Annotated in this window: 21 protein-coding genes; 19 read left to right on the top strand and 2 right to left on the bottom strand. The window is 38.7% G+C overall.

Features of this window, described 5'->3' with window-relative positions; translation table 11 throughout:
* Positions 1-12: 12 nt before the first annotated feature.
* Both CJZ72_RS14960 and yihA read left to right on the top strand, forming a co-directional pair.
* The gene (locus CJZ72_RS14960) at positions 13-135 is read left to right on the top strand and encodes a hypothetical protein (RefSeq protein WP_264475184.1); all 123 of its coding nucleotides are present in this window, start codon (positions 13-15) and stop codon (positions 133-135) included.
* A 34-nt stretch (positions 136-169) separates the two neighbouring features.
* Positions 170-757: a ribosome biogenesis GTP-binding protein YihA/YsxC gene (gene yihA / locus CJZ72_RS13080; protein WP_081135444.1), complete on the top strand. Its 588-nt coding sequence runs from the start codon at positions 170-172 to the stop codon at positions 755-757.
* Between the two features lie 73 nt (positions 758-830).
* Here yihA and CJZ72_RS14565 read toward each other — a convergent pair whose 3' ends face one another.
* Positions 831-980 carry an SPJ_0845 family protein gene (locus CJZ72_RS14565; protein ID WP_005879995.1) on the bottom strand — a complete coding sequence of 50 codons (150 nt, stop codon included), beginning with the start codon at positions 978-980 and terminating at the stop codon, positions 831-833.
* Positions 981-1,120: 140 nt separating this feature from the next.
* Here CJZ72_RS14565 and CJZ72_RS13070 point away from each other — a divergent pair, with 140 nt between their 5' ends.
* The 7 genes from CJZ72_RS13070 (at position 1,121) to CJZ72_RS13040 (ending at position 8,183) form a co-directional block, all read left to right on the top strand.
* A complete protein-coding gene (locus CJZ72_RS13070; RefSeq protein ID WP_179135157.1) occupies positions 1,121-2,446 on the top strand; it encodes a hypothetical protein in 1,326 nt (441 codons plus the stop codon).
* Positions 2,447-2,456: 10 nt separating this feature from the next.
* A complete protein-coding gene (locus tag CJZ72_RS14845; RefSeq protein WP_095443948.1) occupies positions 2,457-2,639 on the top strand; it encodes a hypothetical protein in 183 nt (60 codons plus the stop codon).
* Positions 2,640-2,904: 265 nt separating this feature from the next.
* Positions 2,905-3,657 (top strand): DeoR/GlpR family DNA-binding transcription regulator, encoded by a 753-nt coding sequence (locus CJZ72_RS13060; RefSeq protein ID WP_081135449.1) that lies wholly within the window; start codon positions 2,905-2,907, stop codon positions 3,655-3,657.
* A complete protein-coding gene (pfkB, locus tag CJZ72_RS13055) occupies positions 3,654-4,568 on the top strand; it encodes a 1-phosphofructokinase (RefSeq protein WP_081135452.1) in 915 nt (304 codons plus the stop codon). Before CJZ72_RS13060 ends, pfkB begins: the two co-directional genes overlap by 4 nt.
* A gap of 17 nt (positions 4,569-4,585) precedes the next feature.
* Positions 4,586-6,517: a PTS fructose transporter subunit IIABC gene (locus tag CJZ72_RS13050; RefSeq protein WP_081135455.1), complete on the top strand. Its 1,932-nt coding sequence runs from the start codon at positions 4,586-4,588 to the stop codon at positions 6,515-6,517.
* Between the two features lie 528 nt (positions 6,518-7,045).
* On the top strand, positions 7,046-7,570 hold the full coding sequence (locus CJZ72_RS13045; RefSeq protein WP_179135159.1) for a hypothetical protein: 525 nt from the start codon (positions 7,046-7,048) through the stop codon (positions 7,568-7,570).
* A 13-nt stretch (positions 7,571-7,583) separates the two neighbouring features.
* Positions 7,584-8,183: a hypothetical protein gene (locus CJZ72_RS13040; RefSeq protein WP_081135457.1), complete on the top strand. Its 600-nt coding sequence runs from the start codon at positions 7,584-7,586 to the stop codon at positions 8,181-8,183.
* Between the two features lie 346 nt (positions 8,184-8,529).
* On the opposite strand, the gene CJZ72_RS13035 is transcribed toward CJZ72_RS13040, so the two are convergent.
* Positions 8,530-10,089 carry a ClC family H(+)/Cl(-) exchange transporter gene (locus tag CJZ72_RS13035; RefSeq protein WP_081135460.1) on the bottom strand — a complete coding sequence of 520 codons (1,560 nt, stop codon included), beginning with the start codon at positions 10,087-10,089 and terminating at the stop codon, positions 8,530-8,532.
* 196 nt (positions 10,090-10,285) lie between these two features.
* On the opposite strand from CJZ72_RS13035, the gene pcrA reads away from it, so the two are divergent.
* The 10 genes from pcrA (at position 10,286) to CJZ72_RS12985 (ending at position 24,228) form a co-directional block, all read left to right on the top strand.
* Positions 10,286-12,523 carry a DNA helicase PcrA gene (gene pcrA, locus CJZ72_RS13030; RefSeq protein WP_081135462.1) on the top strand — a complete coding sequence of 746 codons (2,238 nt, stop codon included), beginning with the start codon at positions 10,286-10,288 and terminating at the stop codon, positions 12,521-12,523.
* Between the two features lie 14 nt (positions 12,524-12,537).
* Positions 12,538-14,574: an NAD-dependent DNA ligase LigA gene (gene ligA / locus CJZ72_RS13025; RefSeq protein WP_081135465.1), complete on the top strand. Its 2,037-nt coding sequence runs from the start codon at positions 12,538-12,540 to the stop codon at positions 14,572-14,574.
* A gap of 105 nt (positions 14,575-14,679) precedes the next feature.
* Complete coding sequence (gene gatC / locus CJZ72_RS13020; protein ID WP_005879975.1) at positions 14,680-14,985, top strand: Asp-tRNA(Asn)/Glu-tRNA(Gln) amidotransferase subunit GatC; 306 nt, start codon at positions 14,680-14,682, stop codon at positions 14,983-14,985.
* Positions 14,985-16,454 carry an Asp-tRNA(Asn)/Glu-tRNA(Gln) amidotransferase subunit GatA gene (gene gatA, locus CJZ72_RS13015; protein ID WP_081135467.1) on the top strand — a complete coding sequence of 490 codons (1,470 nt, stop codon included), beginning with the start codon at positions 14,985-14,987 and terminating at the stop codon, positions 16,452-16,454. Before gatC ends, gatA begins: the two co-directional genes overlap by 1 nt.
* Positions 16,454-17,884, top strand: a complete 1,431-nt coding sequence (gene gatB, locus CJZ72_RS13010; RefSeq protein ID WP_005879971.1) for an Asp-tRNA(Asn)/Glu-tRNA(Gln) amidotransferase subunit GatB — start codon at positions 16,454-16,456, stop codon at positions 17,882-17,884. Before gatA ends, gatB begins: the two co-directional genes overlap by 1 nt.
* 9 nt (positions 17,885-17,893) lie before the next feature.
* Complete coding sequence (locus tag CJZ72_RS13005) at positions 17,894-18,937, top strand: diacylglycerol kinase (RefSeq protein WP_081135470.1); 1,044 nt, start codon at positions 17,894-17,896, stop codon at positions 18,935-18,937.
* Between the two features lie 578 nt (positions 18,938-19,515).
* A complete protein-coding gene (rlmD, locus tag CJZ72_RS13000; RefSeq protein WP_095443947.1) occupies positions 19,516-20,886 on the top strand; it encodes a 23S rRNA (uracil(1939)-C(5))-methyltransferase RlmD in 1,371 nt (456 codons plus the stop codon).
* A 376-nt stretch (positions 20,887-21,262) separates the two neighbouring features.
* Entirely contained in the window at positions 21,263-22,297 is a 1,035-nt protein-coding gene (locus CJZ72_RS12995; RefSeq protein WP_095443946.1) for a LacI family DNA-binding transcriptional regulator, read from the top strand.
* Positions 22,298-22,401: 104 nt separating this feature from the next.
* Positions 22,402-23,694: a PTS sugar transporter subunit IIC gene (locus tag CJZ72_RS12990; RefSeq protein WP_081135478.1), complete on the top strand. Its 1,293-nt coding sequence runs from the start codon at positions 22,402-22,404 to the stop codon at positions 23,692-23,694.
* 81 nt (positions 23,695-23,775) lie between these two features.
* Positions 23,776-24,228 (top strand): hypothetical protein, encoded by a 453-nt coding sequence (locus CJZ72_RS12985; protein ID WP_081135488.1) that lies wholly within the window; start codon positions 23,776-23,778, stop codon positions 24,226-24,228.
* Positions 24,229-24,238 lie beyond the last annotated feature (10 nt).

Below are 24,238 nucleotides of genomic sequence, written 5' to 3'. Positions count from 1 at the left end.
AACTTTAGGCTGTTGCGAAAGTCGTTTATCGCTTTTGCGGCAGCTCTTTCTTTAGTATCGAAGGAGCAAATGGAAAAAGCAAAAGGCAGTTTAAAAAAGCTGTTAGTCAAGCATCGAATGATACCACCAGTTTGACTGAGGATTAGTAGTGTTTAAGGAGAGAAGAGTTATGAAAGTACATCAAGCGGATATCGTGATCAGCGCGGTCGCGCCAAAACAATATCCAGAAACAGATCTACCTGAAATTGCTTTGGCAGGAAGATCAAATGTGGGAAAGTCATCATTTATCAATACATTGATCGATCGCAAAAATTTGGCACGTACTTCAGGCAAGCCTGGTAAGACACAAACACTGAATTTTTACTTGATTGAAAATGCGTTGCACTTTGTTGACGTTCCAGGTTATGGGTATGCGAAAGTATCAAAAACAGAACGTGCAAAATGGGGAAAGATGATCGAAACCTATATCACAACTAGGGAGCAATTGCGTGCAGTTGTCTCGTTAGTTGATTTACGCCACAGACCTTCACAAGAAGATATCCAAATGTACGAATTTTTGAAGTACTATGATATTCCAGTTATCGTAGTAGCTACAAAAGCAGATAAAATCCCTAGAGGAAAATGGAATAAACACGAAAGTGAAATAAAGAAAGCACTTGATTTTGATCATAACGATCAATTTATTTTGTTTTCTTCTGTAACGAAGCAAGGAAAAGAAGAAGCGTGGCAGGCTATTGAAGCGGCAATTGCAGAATAAAAAAGTTAAAAAGACTTGTAGCAATTTGATACTCCAACGAATGGAGAAATTCAAATTTACTACAAGTCTTTTTTTATTTCTTTTTCTTGTCTTTTTTTAAATCATCTTTTGGTTTTAAGAAGCGATCGATTTCTTCTTTAGAAGCAACTGTTTTTTCTGGATCAACCGCAAATGATTCGAATAATTTATCAAGATTATCGGTGCGTTCAAATTTTAAGCCCATTTTGTCCACCTCGTTTGAGAATTTATAGCTTCATTTTACCATGGAATATTTGTAAATGCAGTCAAGACTTTAAATTTTAGTTTTTTCTTATATTTGGTTATAATTTAATTATAAAATAATTTGAAAGAGGTGAGAAAGGTATGGAAGAGAATAAATTATTAATGACGATCCAACTGACCGAATTGAATCAATTTGAGAAGAAAAATCAAATTGAGGATTGGCTTGCGTTTATTCGATTGTTGATTACGCCGTCCTATTTCCAATCTTCTCATCAAGGAATGAGACCATTCGAATTGAAGAGATTCCAACAAGTGTTACTTCAGGAGGGTCCGCTGGATTTTGGCTGGTTCATCATAGGAAATGACGGAAATGAATTCAGCATTCATTTTGACGGACAAGAAATAGTGATGAAAAATATTTTTCAAAAGCAACTGATGGATAAGCATGCTGCTGTCATACGAGATTATATCAGAACAAAGATGTTTCAGCATGGTGTTTTTGCGTATATAAGACCTTACGATGAATTCGTGTACAACAATACCACAGATATAGATGAACGTTTGCTCATTGAAACGAAAGAGGAAATTCGTCTATTACCAAAAATCAAACGGGCAGATGGAGAAATCATCGTTGATTGTAATCAGTTTTCTGGATATGACCTATCTTACCAAGGGTTGTGTTTTACTTCTTGCTGGGAAATGTATTACAGTTCCTACTATTATCGTGTGATTCCCAAGCAAATCTTCTTGGATGTGCAACAAGTGGAATGGGTCAAAGAGTATGAGAATCAGGTAGTTGCTGTACAGCTTTATCGCGACCCCTTCAATTGGAAAGCTGAAGTCAATCAGCAATTTCAAGCTTACTATCGCGATCAGTTGGGATTTGATCATTTAGCGTGGGACAATGGCGTAGGACTATTGAAAACTCCTTTTATAGAATATGCCTATACAGACAAAAGTGTTCAATCTGTTCAATATCAAAACAGAATGATGCAGCCTGCCCCCAAGAAGAAAGCTACCTTTTTTGTTACTAGAAATTATAATTTTGAAAAAGATGAATATAGAGAAAAGAGGATAAAAGGTGCATTGAATACTCAAGCTTACTTCCCTTGGGTGGATGAGCAACGTGCGCAAATGATGTCTTATAAAGTAATCGATCCGAGCATTACACTAGATAACGGTATTCAAGCTTATTGTTATTATATCCGAGAGTACTTGGAAGTAGCGGTAGAGGATGAAAAGTATCAAGAATACCTGTTGATTTTGCGGCTTTATGTCCCAAGTGATATTTTAAAAAAAGTGCCTCTGGATGAGATACGTGAGGAATTATCCGATATCAAGTTCAAAAGATTTAGAAAACGAAGAGGTAGATTGGCTTTTGACGTAAAGAAAGATATCCATCATTTGAGAGTAGAGATCTTAGATTATCCTAAGTTAGAACAGTTAGCGACAGCGCAAAAAAGTTGAGGTGAAAAAAATGGATAAACGTTTATACTATCGCATCATGCTACCTACAGCATTACTTGCTTTACTCATTTTTTTGATTCTAAGAATACCGATACGTTCAATTTTGGGATTTTTAGTCATGCTTAGCGGACTGGGCTTTTATTATTATACCCTTCATAAAACTAAAATAAGTAAACAAAAGGAAAAGGTCTAATCGCTAACCAGCTGGTTGACCGAAAGTGATAGTTAAATAAGTGATAAATAACAGAACGTCGAAGCACACAAAAACTTGTGGTATTCGAACTTACGTGGACGTATACAAAGTTCTGTCATTTATCGCTTTTTTTGATATATAGGGTGAATTTTGAATGAAATGATTCGTTTATGGTTGTAAGAGAATATTTTTGAATGTTTTTGAATGTTTTATATTGAATTTATAAAAATAATGTGCTACTATTTGTCATGAGGTGATCGTGGAAATGCTTACAGAGGAACGAAGACAGAAAATACTTCATTTATTGGATCAACATAAGATCGTGAAGTCACAGGATCTAGTAAACCTTCTAAATGCTTCTGAATCAACAATCAGACGCGATTTACAGGACTTAGAAAACGATGGGCTTCTTGAACGTATCCATGGTGGTGCAAAAAAAGGACAGCTTTTAGGCTTTGAACAAGCAATGAGCGAAAAAACGCTCAAAAACGTTCACGAAAAACATAAAATTGCCCAAATCGCGGCGGAATTGATCAATGATGAAGACGTGATCTACTTGGATGCTGGTTCAACGACATTGGAAATGATTCCTTATCTACAGGGGAAAAAAATTACTATTGTCACCAATTCAGTCAAACATGCTGCAAGTCTAGTTGACTTACAACTTCCTACAATCATTCTAGGAGGCATGATCAAGTTATCAACGAATGCAGTATTAGGCTCTAGCGTGATCGAGCAATTAAAAGACTTTCATTTCAATAAAGCGTTCATGGGGATGAATGGTGTCCATGTTGAGCGTGGTTTTACGACGCCTGACCCAGAAGAAGCTGCGGTAAAACGTCTAGCGATGGCACATTCAGAAGAAAGTTTTGTCTTAGTCGATCAATCGAAATTCAATCAATTAAGTTTTACTTTTGTCGCACCTTTAGAAGCAGCTACGATCGTAACCGAGTGTTGTCCATCAGAATATGCGGAACAATATCGTGAACGGACAACAATTAAGGAGGCTATACAATGATTTACACAGTAACATTGAACCCGTCAATTGACTTTATTGTAAAAGTTGATGGATTGAAACTAGGTGATTTGAATCGAATGAAAGAAGACTTCAAACTACCTGGTGGGAAAGGTATCAACGTATCAAGGATCTTGAAAAGGATGGACACGGAATCGACCGCTCTTGGATTTTTAGGTGGATTTACCGGCAATTTTATTTCTGAATGGTTAAAGGAAGAGCAAATCAATACAGCCTTTACCAACGTCCAATCTGATACACGAATCAATATCAAATTGAAATCGGATACTGAAACGGAAATCAATGGATTAGGACCAGTTCTTTCTGAAAAAGAAATTGAAGATTTAAAACAAGCGATGAATAACGTAAAAAAAGGCGATATCGTTGTTTTGTCAGGTAGCACACCAGCAAGTTTAAGAAACGGATTTTACCAAGAATTAATTGAGATTATCCGTGGAAAAGAAGCAGAATTTGTGATTGATACAACAGGTGATGATCTTAAAGATGCTTTAGCGAAAAGACCATTACTGATCAAGCCGAACAATCATGAATTAGCTGAACTATATCACACAGAATTCAAGAGTATTGATGATATCCTTCCATATGGTAAAAAATTACTTGAAGAAGGTGCTCAAAACGTATTGATCTCTATGGCCGGTGATGGTGCTTTACTCTTCACAAAAGATGGTGCGTATCAGTCGAATGTCTTAGTACGTCCGTTGAAAAATTCGGTAGGAGCAGGAGATTCAATGATTGCTGGTTTTATTGGATCTTACAGCAAAGATCAAGATCCAGTTGAAGCATTCAAATGGGGAGTTGCATGTGGAAGTGCTACAGCATTCTCTGATGATTTAGCAACAAAGGCATTGATCGATGAATTAATACCAGAAGTTGAAATTACAAAAATTGATTGATTTCTAGGAGGGTTATCATGAATATTAAAGACTTAATGATCAAAGATGCAATGATCATGGACCTACAAGCGACTGATAAAAAAGGCGCAATTGATGAAATGGTCCAAAAAATGTATGAAGCAGGTCGTATTTCAGATATTAAAACCTACAAAGACGGTATTTTAGCACGTGAAGCACAAACATCAACTGGTTTAGGTGATGGTATTGCAATGCCTCACGCAAAAAATGCAGCTGTCAAAGAAGCAACAGTTTTGTTTGCCAAAAGCAAAAAAGGTGTTGACTATGAATCATTAGATGGTCAACCAACATATTTGTTTTTCATGATTGCTGCACCAGAAGGGGCAAATGATACTCATTTACAAGCATTAGCAGCATTGTCCCGCCTTTTGATCGACCCAGATTTTGTCGGAAAATTAAAACAGGTGGAAACACCAGAAGCTGTTCAAGAATTATTCCAAACAGCAGAAGAACAAAAAGAAGCAGAAGAAAAAGCTGAAAAGGAAGCACAAGCAACAGAAAAAAGTTTAGATCCTAAAAAGAAATATATCGTTGCTGTAACTGCTTGCCCAACAGGAATCGCTCATACGTATATGGCAGAAGATTCGCTTAAGAAAAAAGCAAAAGAAATGGGCGTTGATATCAAAGTTGAAACAAATGGTTCTGAAGGGATCAAGAATCGTTTGACAGCAGAAGATATCGCTCGAGCAGATGGGGTCATCGTCGCTGCAGATAAAAAAGTTGAAATGGATCGTTTCGATGGGAAAAAATTAGTCAATCGACCAGTCAGCGATGGTATCCGCAAGCCAGAAGAATTGATCCAATTGGCAACGAATGACACTGCCCCAGTTTTCCATGGAGAAGGAAAAGATGGTGCAGCAGATGAAGGAAATGCTGATGGCACAGTTGGTCAAAGAATCTATAAAGATTTGATGAATGGTGTTTCTCATATGTTACCGTTTGTTATTGGTGGCGGGATCGCAATTGCTCTTTCCTTTATGATCGACCAATTCATGGGTGTTCCTCACGATCAATTGGCACACTTAGGAAATTATAACCAACTTGCTAGTTGGTTCAATCAAATCGGTCAAGCTGCATTTGGCTTCATGTTACCAGTCTTAGCGGGATTCATTGCTTCAAGTATTGGTGATCGTCCTGGATTAGTTGTTGGTTTTGCAGCTGGTGCTTTAGCAAATACTGGTGGTGCAGGATTCTTAGGTGCATTGATCGGTGGTTTCATCGCAGGTTATGTGATCGTGTTCTTACGTAAAGTATTCAAGAATTTGCCAAAATCATTGGATGGGATTAAAACGATCCTATTTTACCCAGTCTTTGGTTTATTGATTACCGGATTCTTGATGTTGCTGGTCAATGTCCCTATGAAGGCGATCAATGATGCATTGAATAGCTTTTTGACTGGCATGAGTGGTTCAAATGCCGCACTACTTGGTGCTTTGCTAGCTGGAATGATGGCAGCCGATCTTGGTGGACCAATCAATAAAGCAGCATATGTATTTGGGACAGCTACTTTAGCTACAACTGTTGCAACTGGCGGAAGTGTAGTCATGGCATCTGTTATGGCAGGTGGTATGGTTCCACCATTAGCTATTTTCGTAGCAACACGTCTATTCAAAAATAAATTTAGCAAAACAGATCAAGATGCTGGTTTGACAAACATCATCATGGGGCTATCCTTTGTTACAGAAGGTTCTATACCTTTTGCAGCCGCTGACCCTGTTCGTGCTATTCCAAGTTTCATTATTGGTTCAGCCCTAACTGGTTGCTTAGTTGGTGCATTGGGAATTAAATTACTTGCACCACATGGTGGTATCTTCGTTGTTTTCCTAGTAAGTCAACCAATCATGTATCTTGTATTTATTGCTATCGGTGCAGTTGTTTCCGGTGTGATCTATGGTCTATTGAGAAAAACACCCGAATTAGCAAAAGCTTAAAATCAGTTCTAGTAACTACTTGGTTTCCTTTATTGAGGAAATCAAGTAGTTTTTTTGTGCAAATCTTTGACGGCGTAAAATGTGTATAGTATCATTTATTTATAATCAAAAATTAATAAAGTGCATTGACCAATAATGATGGATTTCTCAATTTTGAAAAATTTGAAATTATCTATATTACTGAGAAAATTTTCGTGAATACATAGTGTATCTACAAATATAGCTGAAAATACTATTTGGAATTTTGGTATTTTTTTGTGATAAATAAGAACATAAAACTTAGTGGAGAAAACGAAACCGTTCTTTTTAGTTCGGAAAATGAATGAATGTTATAATTTGATGAGAGTGATTGAGAAGAGAAATCTTTACATTGAAAGCAACCAGTAAAGATGAAAGCAATTAGAAAATGATGATTCATTTTCGTGGGAAATATAATTATCTTTAGTATATAAGTACGTCTAAATTCAAATATATTGGAAAGTATGAGATTGCCACGTTGTTCATTGTATAGTGAGGAGGACAATCATGATGGAAAGGTTGAAAAATAATCGCAAACAGCACGTTGTCGGTATTTTGTTCGTCACAATTCTACTGACTATTACTTGGTTCATTTCTCAGCATCATGTTCAAGGAAAAACAGAAAAAGTGGCTGTTGTAAGCGGGGATTTTTTACCTGAACAAAAAGATGCGCAAAAAATATCTGATAAAGAAATGACAAGACTTGCGCAATCGGCACTGGATAAAAGCAAATTCAATTTGGTTATTTCGCCAGAAGCAAAATTCTGTGAACAAACGTTAAAAGGAGATTTGAAGATCAAAAACCCAAGCAAAAATAGTTACCCTATCAATGTGGAGATTCGGGAGAAAACAACCGACCGACTTATTTATACTTCTGGAGCAATTGAACCTGGTTATGAAGTAAAAGAAGTGACTTTGGAACAAAAGTTGAAAAAAGGGGAGTATCCATCTGTTGCATTGTTTAGTCTCTATGATCCGATTACGAAAGAAAAAAAGGGACAAGTTGCCGCAGGAGTCAATTTAACGATCGAATAGGGAGGATAAGTGGATGAAAAGACTGTTGATTCGTTTATTATTAGTAGGCAGTTTTATCGGAGGCACGGTGCCGATGATCACTCAAGCGGAAGAAATAAACGAGAAAGAACATGCGGATATCCAAGTGAATGGATCATTGGGAGTAGACCGTGAACGGATGGAAGAAATCAACGAAAGCAGTGAAGATTGGCTCAATGTGACGGTAGATACTGCGACGATTTTCTATAATGTCAATGGTCAAAAAAAGATCCAATCGCCAACTTATAATATTACGAATAATTCCAGTCGTCCGGTAGATGTTTCGATCACCAATTTTGTTCAAACAAATAACGAGTCGATTGCGGATATCTCTGCTTTGACTCTGACATCACCCACAGCAACAACAGATGAGACCCTGATTTCAAACGGCACACTAATCAATTTTGGTAGCCCCATCCACTTATTTACTTTAGCAAATAAGGAAGGGAAATTGACTACAGATGGATTGACTAATTATCCGTCTGCAACGACTTTTGGATATGGTGGCACATTGACTTCGAATTCGGTGTCGAAAAGTTCTCCAGTCTTTACGATGACGTTACAATTGGATGCCTTTTCGTGGATGGAACCTTAAAGAACCATAAAAAACGAGGTTGGGACAGAAGTGTTTAACTCCGAGAAATAAGAAGAAAGTAACGAAAATTGCTTTTCAAATTTTTGTGAATTTCGGCTTATTTCCGAAGGAGTTACTTCTGCTCCCACCGTTTATTCGGAGTTAGAGTCTGTGGCAAAACTGATTTTTAGTTTTGTCCCACGCTCGTTTTTTCTTCAATTTTTCTAGAATCTAAACGACTTTTGTCTTGACCTTCTTTTCAACTACGTTTTTCGAAGGATAAACCGAGAGCTTAAAAAGTTTAAGAAGCAATAGTCAATATCTTCTGTTCTTTTCAAGCTGATCGATTCTAGCCGGATGATTTATTTTAAAAAGATTGTTTCAGTGCAGGGTGATACGAACGCTTAGCAATTTCTTTTTTGACTGAAGAAAGATGTGATTCATCTGTCAAAATGACTAAAATATCTCCCATTTGCATGATCGTATCTCCGTGGGTCAATAGTTCGTTTTTTCCTCGAATAATCGAAACAAGCAACATGTCCTGTGGCCAATTGAAATCACGAACCATCAAGCCATCCAGTAAGCTTTCTGCTGTGATAGGAAACTCAAAGGTTGTTTTCCCCTTTAGGAATGGAGGATGTTTATGAGCAAGCAAACGTTCAAGCAACGATTCATAGATCGGATTTCCGCCTAATAGGTCATTGATGATATAAGCGACTAGAGCCACTAAGCCAAGGGGCATCAGATGATTCAAGGAGCCAACCATCTCGGTTACCAAAATAACGGCAGTCAACGGAGCTTTACCGATCGCTGCAAAATAGCCAGCCATTGCAATAACGATGAAATCTTTGATATAAATAGGGTCCATTCCAAATGTGTGCACCAAGATAGTTCCGTAAATACTCCCTAATAAAGCGCCTAAAGTGAGGATCGGTAAAAATATTCCTCCAGGCAGACTGGCACCGTAAGAGACCATTGAAAAAACAAATCGAAGGATAAACAGTCCAAAAATCATCATCAAAGGTAAAGATGAATGACCTAATGAGATAATGATTTGATTTCCGCCACCTAAGATCGTCGGCCAAAAATAGCCAATCGGTAAAATAAGTAAGAATGGAACGAGTCCATGCCAATAAGAAGGCAAAGGTACTTTTTCATACATACGGGGCAAACTGAGTAGTACCTGTTGATAGACAAAACCCAATACGCCTAAAAAGATTCCTAAAACAATCAGAGAACCATAATATTTTAAAGGCAAAGAAGGTAATTCTCCTAGAGATAAAACTGGTTTTAGCCCAAAAAAATAAAGAGAAACAAAATTTGCCGTTACCGCTGATGCAAATGAAGTCAACCAGACTAATGGAGAAAAAGAGTGGTGGATTTCTTCTAAAACGAATAGCAGACCGGCAATCGGTGCGTTGAATGCAGCTGCAAGACCCGCACTTGCACCACTAGAAATCAGAATCTTCTGTTCGGAGGAGACACTGTGGAAGAGTTGACTTGTTCCTTGACCGACCACTGCACCTAACTGTATAGAAGGGCCTTCTCTACCTAAGAACAAACCAGAACCAACAGAAAGTATCCCGCCAACAAATTTCTTCCATAAAACAGAAAACCAGGAAATCGTTAGTTCACCTTGCAATTGACCTTCGACTTGAGGAATCCCACTACCTTTGATATCCGGATCACTTTTGATCAATAACCCTACCAGTAATGCAACAATGATGCTTATGACTGCACCAAGGATCAAGTAAATCGGTTCCCTTTGTGTCAATTCATAGAAGTGTTGCGTGAGTATGCCTAATTTTTCAATGGCTAACCGAAAAAGACTGACGACGATACCAGTAAACACCCCCACTACAATCCCTTTTAAAATAAAATAAAGTTGTGTTTTATCAATTTTTTTTACTGTTGCTTTTTTTTCCATCTTAACGCCTCGCTTCAACTTAATTTATCGCGAAATGAATGATTTTACAAGATTAAATGAAAGAAAAAAATTTCTTTTCATCTATTTATGCAAGACTAGTCTAATTTTCAGCATATTTAGGTGGCGAACATTTTCTTTAAGGAAGAGCCGGAAAATGCTATAATTTAGAAGATTGATAAAAGAAAGGATGTTGTTAATGTCATCCAAGACGGAATTATTGAACGGGATGAACCCTCGTCAAAAAGAAGCGGTTCTTCACACGGAAGGGCCATTACTATTGATGGCTGGCGCAGGAAGTGGAAAAACGCGAGTGTTGACCCATCGGATTGCGTATTTAATTGAAGAAAAAGAAGTAAATCCATGGAACATCCTTGCGATTACTTTTACCAACAAAGCAGCCAAAGAGATGAAAGAACGGGTCAATAAAATTTTAGAACACGGAGGAGAAGATGTCTGGGTATCGACTTTTCACTCAATGTGTGTGCGTATTTTAAGAAGAGATGTCGATTTTATCGGCTACAATCGTAATTTTACGATCATCGATTCGTCAGAACAGATTTCACTGATGAAACGTATTTTAAAGGAATTGAATATCGATCCTAAAAAGTATGATCCAAGAAGTATCCTTGGGACCGTATCACAAGCCAAAAATAGTCTGCAAACGCCACAAGACTTTGCAAAAATGCAAGGAAGTTATTATGAAGAAATTGCGGCAAAGTGTTATGCGGCTTACCAAAAAGAACTACAATACAATCAATGTATGGACTTTGATGATTTGATCATGAATACGATCCGATTGTTTGAAGAACATCCAGATTCATTGACTTATTATCAAAATAAATTCCATTATATCCATGTCGATGAATACCAAGATACGAACCATGCCCAATATACATTAGTGAATCTACTAGCGAAAAGATTCCGAAACTTATGTGTTGTAGGTGATGCGGATCAAAGTATTTACGGTTGGCGTGGAGCAGATATGCAAAACATCTTGGATTTTGAGAAAGACTATCCAGATGCGAGTGTTATTTTGTTAGAACAAAACTATCGCTCTACAAAAAATATTTTAAGTGCAGCGAATCAAGTCATCGAAAATAACAGTAACCGTAAACCAAAGAATCTTTGGACAGAAAATCGTGAAGGAAATAAAATCACTTACTATCGTGCAGATAACGAAAGAGATGAAACACGATTCATCGTTGACCGTATGCAAGAAGAAATAAGAGAAAATCAACGAGATTATGGTGATTTTGCAATTTTATATCGAACAAATGCCCAATCCCGTGTAATGGAAGAAACGCTTCTCAAAGCCAATATCCCTTATAAGATGGTCGGAGGGCATAAGTTCTATGACCGAAAAGAAATCAAAGATATTTTAGCGTATTTGAATGTGATCGCTAATCCGCAAGATTCCATCAGTTTTGAACGAATCGTGAATTCGCCTAAACGAGGAATCGGACCAGGTTCGATCGAGAAACTAAGAAATTTTGCGACGATGCACCAGTGGCCACTGCTAGAAGCGGCTCAAAATGTTGATTTAGCCAATATTAGCGGCAAAGCAGGACAGCAATTGGGCGCATTCGGTGAAATGATCAGTGAAGTGACGCAAATGTTGCCTTATCTGACAGTAACTGAATTGACGAAAGAAATCCTAGAGCGCAGCGGCTATCTAGAAGACTTAAAGATCCAAAATACGTTAGAATCGCAAGCAAGATTAGAAAACTTGGAAGAATTCTTAACCGTTACACAAGAGTTTGACAAACAGTTTGAAAAACAAAATGAAGAAGATGCTGACGCACCAGATGAAAAGCTGACTGTCTTCTTAAATGATCTAGCCTTAGTGTCAGATATCGATAACTTAGAAGAAGAAACTACCCAAGTTACCTTGATGACACTACATGCAGCTAAAGGTCTAGAATTTCCAGTAGTCTTTTTGATTGGTCTAGAAGAAGGAGTCTTCCCTTTGTCAAGAGCACTAATGGAAGAAAGCGAACTTGAAGAAGAGCGCCGACTTGCGTATGTTGGAATCACTAGGGCAGAAGAATCACTGTACCTAACAAATGCCTTCTCAAGGACTTTATATGGTAGAACACAGTATAACCGCCCTTCTCGTTTTGTCGAAGAAATCGATCAAGAGTTATTGGACATCCAAGGAATGCGGCCTACACCGAAAAAAAGCACACCTTTTGCATCAAAAGCAGCTACGCCAATCTACAAGCAGCCTGCTACAACAGTCGTGTCATCAAAAGCAACTACAGGCGGAGAAAGCAATGATTGGAAAGCAGGAGACAAGGTGAAACATAAAAAATGGGGAGCTGGCACAGTCGTAAGAGTGAGCGGTACTGCAAAAGATCTAGAACTAGACGTGGCATTTCCTAGTCAAGGAGTCAAACGATTATTAGCTGCTTTTGCACCAATTGAAAAAGCTTGAGTGGAGGAAAGAAAATGGAACACGAAATGACGATAGACGAAGCCGCTAAAAGAGCGGAGGAGTTGAGAACCCGATTAAGTCAGTGGTCTAAACAGTATTATGTCGAAGATAAACCAACAGTCGAAGATTACGTGTATGACAAAGCATATGCGCAATTAGTGGCAATTGAAGAACAGTATCCCGATTTGATCACATCAGATTCTCCTACGCAACGCGTAGGAGGGAAGGTCCTTACAGGATTCGAAAAAGTCACTCACGATATTCCATTGTATAGTTTGAACGATGTCTTTAGTAAAGAAGAACTCTTTGCTTTTGATCAGCGTGTCCAAAAAGCGATTGGGCATCCAGTTGATTATTGTTGTGAATTGAAGATCGATGGGCTGTCTGTTTCTTTGCGCTATGAAAATGGTGAATTTGTCAGAGGTGCTACACGAGGAGATGGAACTGTCGGCGAGAACATCACTGAAAATCTGAAGACAGTGCGATCCGTACCTTTGAAACTAAAAAATCAGATCAGTATCGAAGTGCGTGGTGAATGCTTTATGCCGAAAAAGTCATTTGTTCAATTGAACAAATCGAGGGAAGTTGAAGGGCAAGATATCTTTGCAAATCCACGTAATGCAGCTGCAGGTTCTTTGCGACAGCTTGATTCTAAAATAACAGCTAAAAGAAATCTGGATACCTTTTTGTACACAGTAGCAGATTTTGGTCCAATGAAAGCAAAGACCCAGTATGAAGCGCTAGAAGAATTAGACAAGATCGGCTTCCACATCAATCAGGAAAAACGCTTGTGCCATTCGATTGATGATGTATGGTCATTTATCGAAGAATACCATGAAAAACGGGTAGATCTTCCTTATGAGATCGATGGTATCGTCATCAAAGTCAACGATTTTACTTTGCAAGATCAATTAGGATTTACTGTAAAAGCACCGCGTTGGGCCGCAGCGTACAAATTTCCACCTGAAGAGGTAGAAACCAAAATCGAAGCAATCGAATGGACAGTAGGGCGCACCGGCGTTGTCACACCAACTGCTATCATGACCCCTGTCCGTGTGGCTGGTACGACAGTCAGTCGAGCAAGTCTGCACAATGGCGATTATATCAAAATGAAGGACATCCGCTTGAACGATACCGTTCAAATCTACAAAGCTGGCGATATTATTCCAGAAGTCGCTCAGGTAGTATTTGAGAAGCGACCAGATGACAGTGAAGAGTATCCGTTACCATCACATTGTCCAGTCTGTCAAAGTGAGCTCGTGCATTTAGATGAAGAAGTCGCTTTGCGGTGTATCAATCCGAAATGTCCGGCTCAAATAAAAGAAGGACTCAATCATTTTGTCTCTCGTAATGCAATGAATATCGATGGACTAGGACCAAGAGTTTTAGCACAAATGTACGACAAAAAATTGGTGTCTGATGTAGCTGATCTCTATAACTTGACCGAAGAACAATTATTGACTCTGGATAAAATCAAAGAAAAATCCGCAAACAATATTTTAACTGCAATCGACAACAGTAAAGAAAATTCAGTGGAACGCTTGATCTTTGGGCTAGGAATCCGTCATGTAGGCGCAAAAGCTGCAAAAATCTTAGCAGAACATTTCGGTGATTTGGAGAGCTTGAGCAAAAGCGATTTTGAAACGATCATTTCTTTAGATACGATTGGTGATATCATCGCAGACAGCGTAGTTACCTACTTTAGTAATGAAGAGGTCCATGATCTATTAGCTGAACTGAAACAAGCGGGAGTCAATTTTGACTACAAAGGGATTCGTCCAGCACAAATCGCAACGATCGATTCACCATTTAAAGACAAAACAGTTGTGTTAACTGGTAAACTGACGCGATTCACTCGAGAAGAAGCAAAAGAGACGATCGAGAATCTAGGCGGAAAAGTAACCGGAAGTGTTTCGAAAAAAACAGATATCGTCGTGGCTGGTGAAGAGGCTGGAAGCAAACTGACGAAAGCACAAGAATTAGGGATCAACGTTTGGACAGAAGAAGAAATGGCAGAGGCGTTAGCTGAAAGTCGGACAAATCCAGAGTGAAGTCCAACTTTTTTCAGATAAATTTCAAGAAACAATTTCAGATAACAAACTCTTATGTTAAAATAGAGAGCAAAGTTTTTAACTCGTGTAGAAAGAAGGGGTAGTATGGCGATCAGTGAAGAACAAGTGAAACACGTTGCCAAATTAGCAAAACTTGCGTTCGCAGATGAAGAACTTGCAAGTTTTACCGACCAATTAGGAAAAATCATTGATATGGTGGAATTGCTGGAAGAAGTAGATACTGAAGGTGTTCCATTTACATCAAATGTGGTTGAAACTGTAAACGTTATGCGTCAAGACCGAGCAAATTCAGGTTGGAATCGCGACGAATTAATGAGAAATGTACCAGAAAAAGAAGATGGCTTTATTAAAGTGCCAGCAATTATTGAGAATGGGGAGGCTGGCGCATAATGACAAAATTGTATGATCACTCTTTAGAAGAATTGCATGCAATGCTTGTATCTAAAGAAATCACTGCACAAGATCTAACAAAAGCAACATTTGACCGTATCAAAGAAACAGAACCAGAAATCGATGCGTTCATTACCTTGAATGAAGAAAAAGCAATGGCGATTGCCAAAGCGCTTGATGAAAAAGGAATCGATGAAAGTAACGTATTAGCAGGTATTCCGATCGGTATCAAAGACAATATCGTTACAAAAGACCTATTGACTACGGCTGCTTCAAAAATCTTATTCAATTTCGATCCAATCTATGATGCCACAGTAATGGATAAAGTTTACCAAGCAGACATGATCCCAGTCGGCAAATTGAATATGGATGAATTTGCTATGGGTGGTAGTACAGAAACGTCTTACTTCAAGAAAACAAAAAATGCATGGGATCACACAAAAGTTCCTGGTGGATCATCAGGGGGCTCAGCTGCGGCTGTAGCAGCTGGTCAAATCCCAGTTTCTTTAGGTAGTGACACTGGCGGAAGTATTCGCCAACCCGCATCATTTAACGGGATCGTCGGGATGAAACCAACATATGGTCGTGTTTCACGTTTTGGTTTGATTGCCTTCGCATCTTCTCTTGACCAAATCGGACCAATGACCCGTACAGTCAAAGACAATGCGTTAGCTTTGACAGCTATCAGTGGGTATGACGAAAAAGATGGGACTTCATCAGGTGTGTCTGTGCCTAACTTCGCAGAAGGATTGACAGGTGACATCAAAGGCATGAAGATCGCATTACCTAAAGAATATCTTGGTGAAGGTGTTGCTCCTGGTGTGAAAGAAGCAATCCTTAAAGCAGCGGATACGTTCCGTTCCCTAGGTGCAACGGTTGAAGAAGTCAGCTTACCCCATTCAAAATATGGTGTAGCTGTGTATTATATCATCGCTTCATCAGAAGCAAGCTCAAACTTGCAACGTTTTGACGGTATCCGCTACGGCTATCGTTCAGAAAATGTAAAAAATCTTGAAGATGTATATGTAAACTCACGTACAGAAGGATTCGGTGAAGAAGTTAAACGCCGTATCATGTTAGGAACATTCTCATTGAGTGCAGGTTATTATGACGCTTACTTCAAGAAAGCCGGACAAGTCCGCACGTTGATCAAACAAGACTTCGAGAAAGTTTTTGCTGACTATGACTTGATCATCGGCCCAGCTTCGCCAACCGTAGCTTTCGGAATCGGTGAAAATATCAATGATCCGATCACGATGTATATGAGTGATATCTTGACGATCCCAGTCAATTTGGCAGGTCTTCCAGGAATGTCAGTTCCTGCAGGATTATCTGAAAACATGCCAGTTGGTTTACAGATCATCGGGAACTATTTTGATGAAAAAACAATGTATCAAGCAGCATATGCTTTTGAACAAGCAACAGAATTCAAAAATCAAAAACCAGCAATCTTAGGAGGGAAAGACTAATGAATTTTGAAACAGTCATCGGGCTTGAAGTCCACGTTGAGTTGAAGACAAACTCAAAAATCTTCTCTCCAGCACCAGCTCACTTCGGCGCTGAACCAAACAGTAATACAAATGTGATCGACTGGGGGTATCCTGGGGTATTGCCAGTCATGAATAAAGCTGCGTTAGAATTTGGGATGAAAGCAGCGCTTGCATTAAACTGTGAAATCTCAAAAGATACTCATTTTGACCGTAAAAACTATTTCTATCCAGACAATCCCAAAGCGTACCAAATTTCTCAATTTGATCAACCAATTGGACATGATGGCTGGATCGAAATCGAAGTAGAAGGCAAGAAAAAGAAAATCCGTATCGAACGTGTCCATCTAGAAGAAGATGCAGGAAAAAATATGCATGGAATCGGTGGGTACTCCTATGTTGACTTGAACCGTCAAGGAACGCCACTGATCGAAATCGTTTCTGAAGCAGACATGCGCTCACCTGAAGAAGCTTATGCTTATTTAGAAGCACTACGTTCAATCATCCAATTTACTGAAGTCAGTGATGTGAAGATGGAAGAAGGGTCAATGCGTTGTGATGCCAATATCTCTTTACGCCCATATGGTCAAGAAGAATTTGGTACAAAAGCAGAATTGAAAAACTTGAACTCTCTTTCTTTTGTTAAAAAAGGACTAGCGTTTGAAGAAAAACGTCAAGCAAAAGTCTTATTATCAGGCGGCGAGATCCAACAAGAAACACGCCGTTTTGATGAAACAACAAACAAAACGATTTTGATGCGTGTCAAAGAAGGATCAAGTGACTACCGTTACTTCCCAGAACCTGATATTCCAAAATTCGTGATCGATGATGAATGGATCCAAAAAGTGAAAGCAAGCCTACCAGAAATGCCAGCTTCTCGTCGCCAACGATATATCCAAGAGTTAGGATTACCTGAATATGATGCAATGGTCTTGACTTTATCAAAAGAAATGTCAGATTTCTTTGAAGAAACATTAGCAAATGGCGCAGATGCAAAACAAGCTTCTAACTGGTTGATGGGAGAAGTTTCTGCATACTTGAATAGTGAAAAACTTGAATTGGCCCAAACAAAATTAACACCTGAAAATCTTTCAGGGATGATCCGCTTGATCGCTGATGGCACAATCAGTTCAAAAATCGCGAAAAAAGTCTTCCGCGAGTTGATCACGGATGGTGGAGATGCACAAGAAGTAGTTGAGAAAAATGGTTGGGTACAACTATCTGATCCAGCAAAACTTTTGCCGATCATCAATGAAATTTTAGACAACAATCAACAATCCGTTGATGACTTTAAAAATGGGAAAGACCGCGCAGTTGGATTTTTAGTTGGACAAATTATGAAAGCAACGAAAGGACAAGCTAATCCTGGTATTGTCAATAAATTGCTTAAAGAAGAATTAGCAAAACGCTAGAGGTAAATGATGAAAAAAGCTCGAGTGATTTATAATCCCACCTCTGGAAAAGAACTATTGAAAAAAAATCTAGCCGATATCCTCCAAGCTTTGGAGGAGTCTGGCTATGAAGCAAGTGCATATGCCACGACACCAGAAGAAAACTCAGCGAAAAATGAAGCGACAAGAGCAGCAAAGGCAGGTTTTGACCTGATCGTAGCAGCAGGCGGCGACGGAACGATCAATGAAGTTGTAAATGGTATTGCATCACTGGAGCAACGACCAAAAATGGCCATTATTCCTGCTGGTACAACAAATGACTACGCACGGGCATTAAAAATTCCGCGTGACAATATCAAAGCAGCGGCCGAGGTGATCAAAAAGAATCAAACGGTTAAAATGGATATCGGTCATACGGATGACAGCTATTTTATCAATATTGCTGCCGGAGGTTATCTGACAGAACTAACCTATGAAGTTCCTTCAGAACTGAAAAGTATCTTCGGCTATCTTGCTTACCTTGCCAAAGGCGCAGAAATGCTGCCGAGAGTAAAACCAATCAAGATGCGCCTGAAGTATGACGAAGGAGAATATATTGGCAATGCCTCGATGTTCTTCCTTGGTTTAACGAACTCTGTAGGTGGTTTTGAAAAAATTTCTCCAGATGCCAAATTAGATGATGGTAAATTTTCATTGATCATCGTCAAAACAGCCAACATCTTTGAGATCCTGCATATCGCTGCGTTGATGTTGAATGGTGGACGCCATGTAGACGATCCACGTGTCATTTACACAAAGACTAGCAGTCTGTTTGTGGAAACCGAAGATGACGTCAATCGTCCTGTGATGATCAACTTAGATGGCGAATACGGCGGTAATGCGCCAATGCACTTCCAGAATCTACACCAACACATCGAATTTTACGCAAATACTGATCAGATCCCAGATGAAGCGATCACTGGAACGGATGAAGAAGTATTAGATGAAGTAGGAAAAGAATTCGTCAAAGAAGTGGAACGCTTAACTGATGAAGACATTGACGGCGATGGCAAAATCGCGGATAATGAAAAATAGTTCAAAAGAGGGAAAAGAAGTAATCAGTTTGATAAAATAAGCCGGATCATCCCGAAAATAGCTTGCGATATTTTCGAGATGATCCGGCTTATTTCTGAAAAAAGTACGATTGATCTTACTTAAGTATGATGAAATACACGAATACTTGGGATAATACCTCTTTATTGTGAAAAATCAACAAAACTGTGGTATGTTAATATCAATAAGGTAGAAAGTACGATTTCGTTGTCGAGAAGCGAATCAACAATGAGGCTGGTACAGAAGTGTCTAACTCCGAGAAATAAGAATTTAACGAAAATTGTTTTTCAAAATTTTGTGAATTTCGGCTTATTTAAGAAGGAGTTGCTTCTGCTCCCACCGTTTATCCGTTTTTAAAGAGTGAGACAAAAGTGTTTCTTACTTTTGTCCCACGCTCATTTCTTTCTACTTAGAACTAAAGATTTTTGTCACGACCTGAACGCATGTTTCAGAGACTAATGCCTTGAACAGAAGATAAAGACAGCGCATGAAAGCTATTTTATACTGTGTCTTCTTAATTTAAAGCTGTACAAGCACTGTACCTCATAAAGGAGTTAATCATGAAAGAACAAACTGTTAAAAAAAATGAACGTTACACCGTTGACATCATTGATTTAAGTTACGAAGGATTAGGTGTAGCCAAAGTAGATGGGTATCCACTTTTTATTGAAAACGCACTTCCTGGCGAACAAGTGGAGATCCTTGTAGTAAAAACTGGAAATAAATTCGGTTATGCAAAGGTAATGAATTGGCTAAAAGAATCTTCTGATCGTCAACCTTTAGAAGATAACCGATTGTTGCGCACGGGAATTGCTCCGTTAGCGCATTTAAAGTATGAACAACAACTTCAATTCAAACAAAAGCAAATCCAAAATGTAATGACTAAAATTGCCAAAATGCCGGAAGTAGAGATTTTACCGACAATTGGTATGGAAAATCCAGTCGCTTATCGAAATAAAGCCCAAATCCCAGTAAGAAGAATCGATGGACGTTTAGCAACAGGTTTCTATAAAAAGAATAGCCATGAACTTATTGAAATCGATGATTTTTACATCCAAGACCCTGCAATCGATCAAGCAATCATTGCTGTGCGAGAAATATTGCAACGTTTCCAAGTACGAGGCTACAATGAAGCAAAAAATGAAGGTCAAATCCGTCATATCATCATCCGAAGAGGACATTATTCTCATGAAATGATGGTTGTACTTGTGACACGTAAAGAAAAATTCTTTAAAGGAAAAGAAATTGCAGAAGTGATCCATGAAGAATTACCAGAAGTTGTTTCAGTGATCCAAAATATCAATGAAGAGAAAACGAATGTTATTTTGGGAGATAAAGAAAAAGTTTTATATGGTAGAAGTTATATTGAAGACCAGCTACTAGGAAAAACGTACCGTATCTCTTCAAAATCATTTTATCAAGTAAATACAGAGCAGACTGAGAAATTGTACCAGAATGCTATTGATTTTGCAGACTTGAATGAACAAGATGTAGTCGTGGATGCTTACTCAGGAATCGGTACGATCGGTTTATCTTTAGCAGACCGTGTGAAAAAAGTCTATGGTATGGAAATGATCCCTGAAGCAATCGAAGACGCTCAGTTCAATGCGTTGACCAATAAAGTTGAAAACGCACATTATGAAGTCGGTAAGGCAGAAACTGTCATGAAAAAATGGCAAGACAAAGGGATTACTCCGTCTGTCATTGTTGTTGACCCACCAAGAAAAGGATTAGATGGCCGTTTTATCGAATCAGCAATTGCGATGGAACCAGAAAAAATCGTTTATATTTCGTGCAACCCAGCAACCTTTGCAAGAGACGCAAAACTATTTGCTGATGCAGGCTACCAAGTTGAGAAGATCCAACCAGTCGATCTATTCCCACAAACGTATCACGTGGAATTAGTCGCCTTACTAACACGTACAGCTTAATACGAACACAGCGAAGCAATTCAGAGTAAGATCTGGGTTGCTTTTTTTGATTTTAGATAGAAATTGCTGATTTTTAGTGTGCTGGAGTGGATTGATTGGTATGTTATATACAAGAAAATGCGTAGAAAAAAGTCTTGTGTTTAGAGCAAAACATCGAAACAAAGCTTAAGCGAGAAATAATTCGACACTTCGACAACTAGCCTTGTACTTAATAAATTTAAGTGGCGTTGAGGATAGGATGTTATTGTGCACTTACTCTTTCTACACATCGATCGGGTGGTATTCTTTTATTTGAAAAATTATAGTTGACAGTCTATGGGATATTGCCTATGCTTAAAAGTAAGTTTAGTAAACAGTAAACAGACGAGGTGCGAGTATGGCAAGTATGAGAGATATTGCAAAAATAGCGGGAGTTTCCGTAGCAAGTGTTTCCAGAATCTTAAATAATGATGAGACATTTAGTATCAATGAGAACACCAGAAGACGGGTCATTGAGATTGCGAATCAGTTGAATTACTCTAAAGAGAAAAATAAATTGAGTTCACGTGAAGTTGGAGACAAAAATACGATTGCTATCATCACTCGACATGATAGTGCATCAGAAGGAAATGATCCTTACTTTAGGATGATTCGTACCGGTATCGAAAAAGAAGCTGCAAAATGGCGATTAAAAACGATTCGCGTCTTTTCAATGCGTGAATCAAACAAAGACTTGGGCCAATTGGCTAAGTATGGTGCGGTAATTATCATTGGCGAAATGACAGCTGAGGCCTTAGCGGAAGTCAGTCAGCACAATGATAAGCTCATTTTGGTAGATAATTACAGTGAAGAACTATTGTATGATTCTATCCAAACTGATTTTCCACAAAAGACACATCAAATTTTGGATATTTTGCAGGCTAAAGGACACGAAAATATTGCTTTTATCGGTGGAGTAGCTAGTCGAGTGACGATCTCTGGAGAAGTTGTTTATGACGAGCAAGAAATCCGGGCGGAAAATTATAAGAAATGGATGCTTCTGAATAAACTGGATAAGTATATCCATGTGTTGCAAGGAAAGTGGTCTCCTGAAACTGGTTTAAATTTTGGGAAAAAAATCGCACGGATGAACCCGCGACCAACAGCGATCATTGTAGCTAGTGACCCTATGGCAGTTGGTGTGTATAAGGCGCTCACTGAAGAAGGGTTGTCGATACCTAAAGATATCTCTGTAGTCAGCTTTGATGATATCGAGATGGCACAGTTTATGACGCCAGCCCTGTCCTCGGTAAAAATGAAAGCAGCGGAGATGGGACAAATGAGCGTGGAATTGGCTAAAAATAAGATTCTTGGTATTCGTACTATGCCAGTTAGAGTTATTTGTGGCAGTGAGTTGATTATTAGAGAATCCATTGGAGAGAGAAAAGATTAGTCAAATGACTGATCTTTTTTTATTTAGGGGTTGTGTAAACATTAACTAAACAGATATACTGATTTCAGTAAACGTTTACAATTAAAAAATAAAGGAGAACAAGTATGAAGTTTATTGATAAATTAGCCGAAAAGATGGTGCCATTTGCTCAGATAATTGCCAATAATAAGTATTTATTAAGTCTTCGAGATGGGTTTATGGTTGCTTTTCCTGCAACGATGTTTGCATCAATTATGATTATTATTCAAAATCTTCCCGCTACTTTTGGACTCTCTGAAAAACTCCCAGAAGGATTCATGACTTTCTTAAATGACTTTTTTGGACCAATTGGGAATGCAACGATGAGTATCACAGCAATTTTTGTCGTTTTTGGTATTGGGTATCAACTTGCTGGTAAATATGGACAGCCAAAATTATTTGCCGGAGCAATCTCTCTATCTTCCTTTTTAATGCTTTTGCCTTATGGCTCTTCGGATGAAATGGGTACTGTGATTCCTTTGTCCAAATTGGGGGCAGAAGGAATGTTTGTTGGTATTATCACGGCCATCATTGCAACCCAGATCTACTGTAAAATCAGTGCCGCAGGGTTAACCATCAAGATGCCGGACTCTGTACCACCGATGATTGCAGAATCTTTTATGGCAATTATTCCTGGCGCCGCACCTCTGTTTCTTTTTAACTTGATTCGCTATTTATTTACCTTTACTTCTTGGGGAAATGCGGTTGACTTTGTCTATGAAATTTTACAAAAACCATTGATGGGCTTAGGCGGGACCTTGCCAGCTGTTTTACTTGCTGTATTGTTCACTCAATTTTTCTGGTGGTTTGGGATCCATGGCACTCTTGTTGTCAACGCCGTAATCGATCCAATTATGAATGCTTTGGCAATTGAAAACTATGAAGCGTACAAATCTGGAGCTGAACAGCTACCACACATCATCAATACGACTTTTATGGGTGTTTTTGTGAATCAAGGTATGCAACTGGGAATTTCGATTACGATGGCTTTCTTTATCGCACGCTCGATTCGGATGAAAAAACTGATGAGGACAGTTGTTGCACCATCTGTGTTCAACGTTTCTGAGCCAATGACTTTTGGACTACCCATTGTTTTGAATCCAATTGCTTTTGTGCCGTGGATTTTAGCACCATTAGTCAGTACCGTGATTTCTTATTTTGCGATTGCTAGCGGATTGGTTCCACGACCTATCGGAGCAACTGTTGTATGGACAACGCCTGTTTTCTTATCTGGTTGGCTTGGGACTGGATCGATTGCCGGCGCGATTTTACAATTAGTAACCGTGGTAGTAATGACACTGATTTGGGTACCGTTCTTAATTGTGATGGACCGTGGTTACTTAAAAGATGAAAAAGATGAAATTGCATCACATGATTAAACAGCCTTATTGTTGAGCAATGAAGCTAAAGTTAACATGGGTGAAAATGACGTTGCAAAGCAAACTCAGAAAGGACTTAACATGAGAACTGATACATTGACCTGTAGTTACCAAATGGATACAACATCTTCGACTTTTTTCAGTATTCTACTTGGTGAACAAGAAAAATTCTTTTTGGCAAAACACTTGACCACATCCTTTGGAGAAGGGTGTCAAATCGAAACCATGATCCAAACTAAATCAGCGCCACAGTTGGTTCCAGCGGTGATGACTGTCAAAAAAATCACAGCCGATGAACTTTGGATAAACACCGTTCATGAAGAAGGCGTCATTGATCAGCGTTACCAAGTGACGAGTCAGAAAAATGGCAAGCTGCAGGTCACGTACTCGGAACAAAGCCATTTCGCTCAGCAACGGACGGCATACAGTTTTATGCTAGTCGCGCTTTTTTACAAATTCTTTTTCAATCGTGGCGTCAAGAAAAGAATGCGTTATCTCGAAGAGCTGTGCCAAAAAGTAGAAACAAGAAAATAGGAAAATTTGA

The sequence above is a fragment of the Enterococcus durans genome (assembly GCF_002277935.1).
Classification (GTDB): Bacteria; Bacillota; Bacilli; order Lactobacillales; family Enterococcaceae; genus Enterococcus_B; species Enterococcus_B durans.
This window is presented reverse-complemented; position numbering and strand designations above follow the sequence as displayed.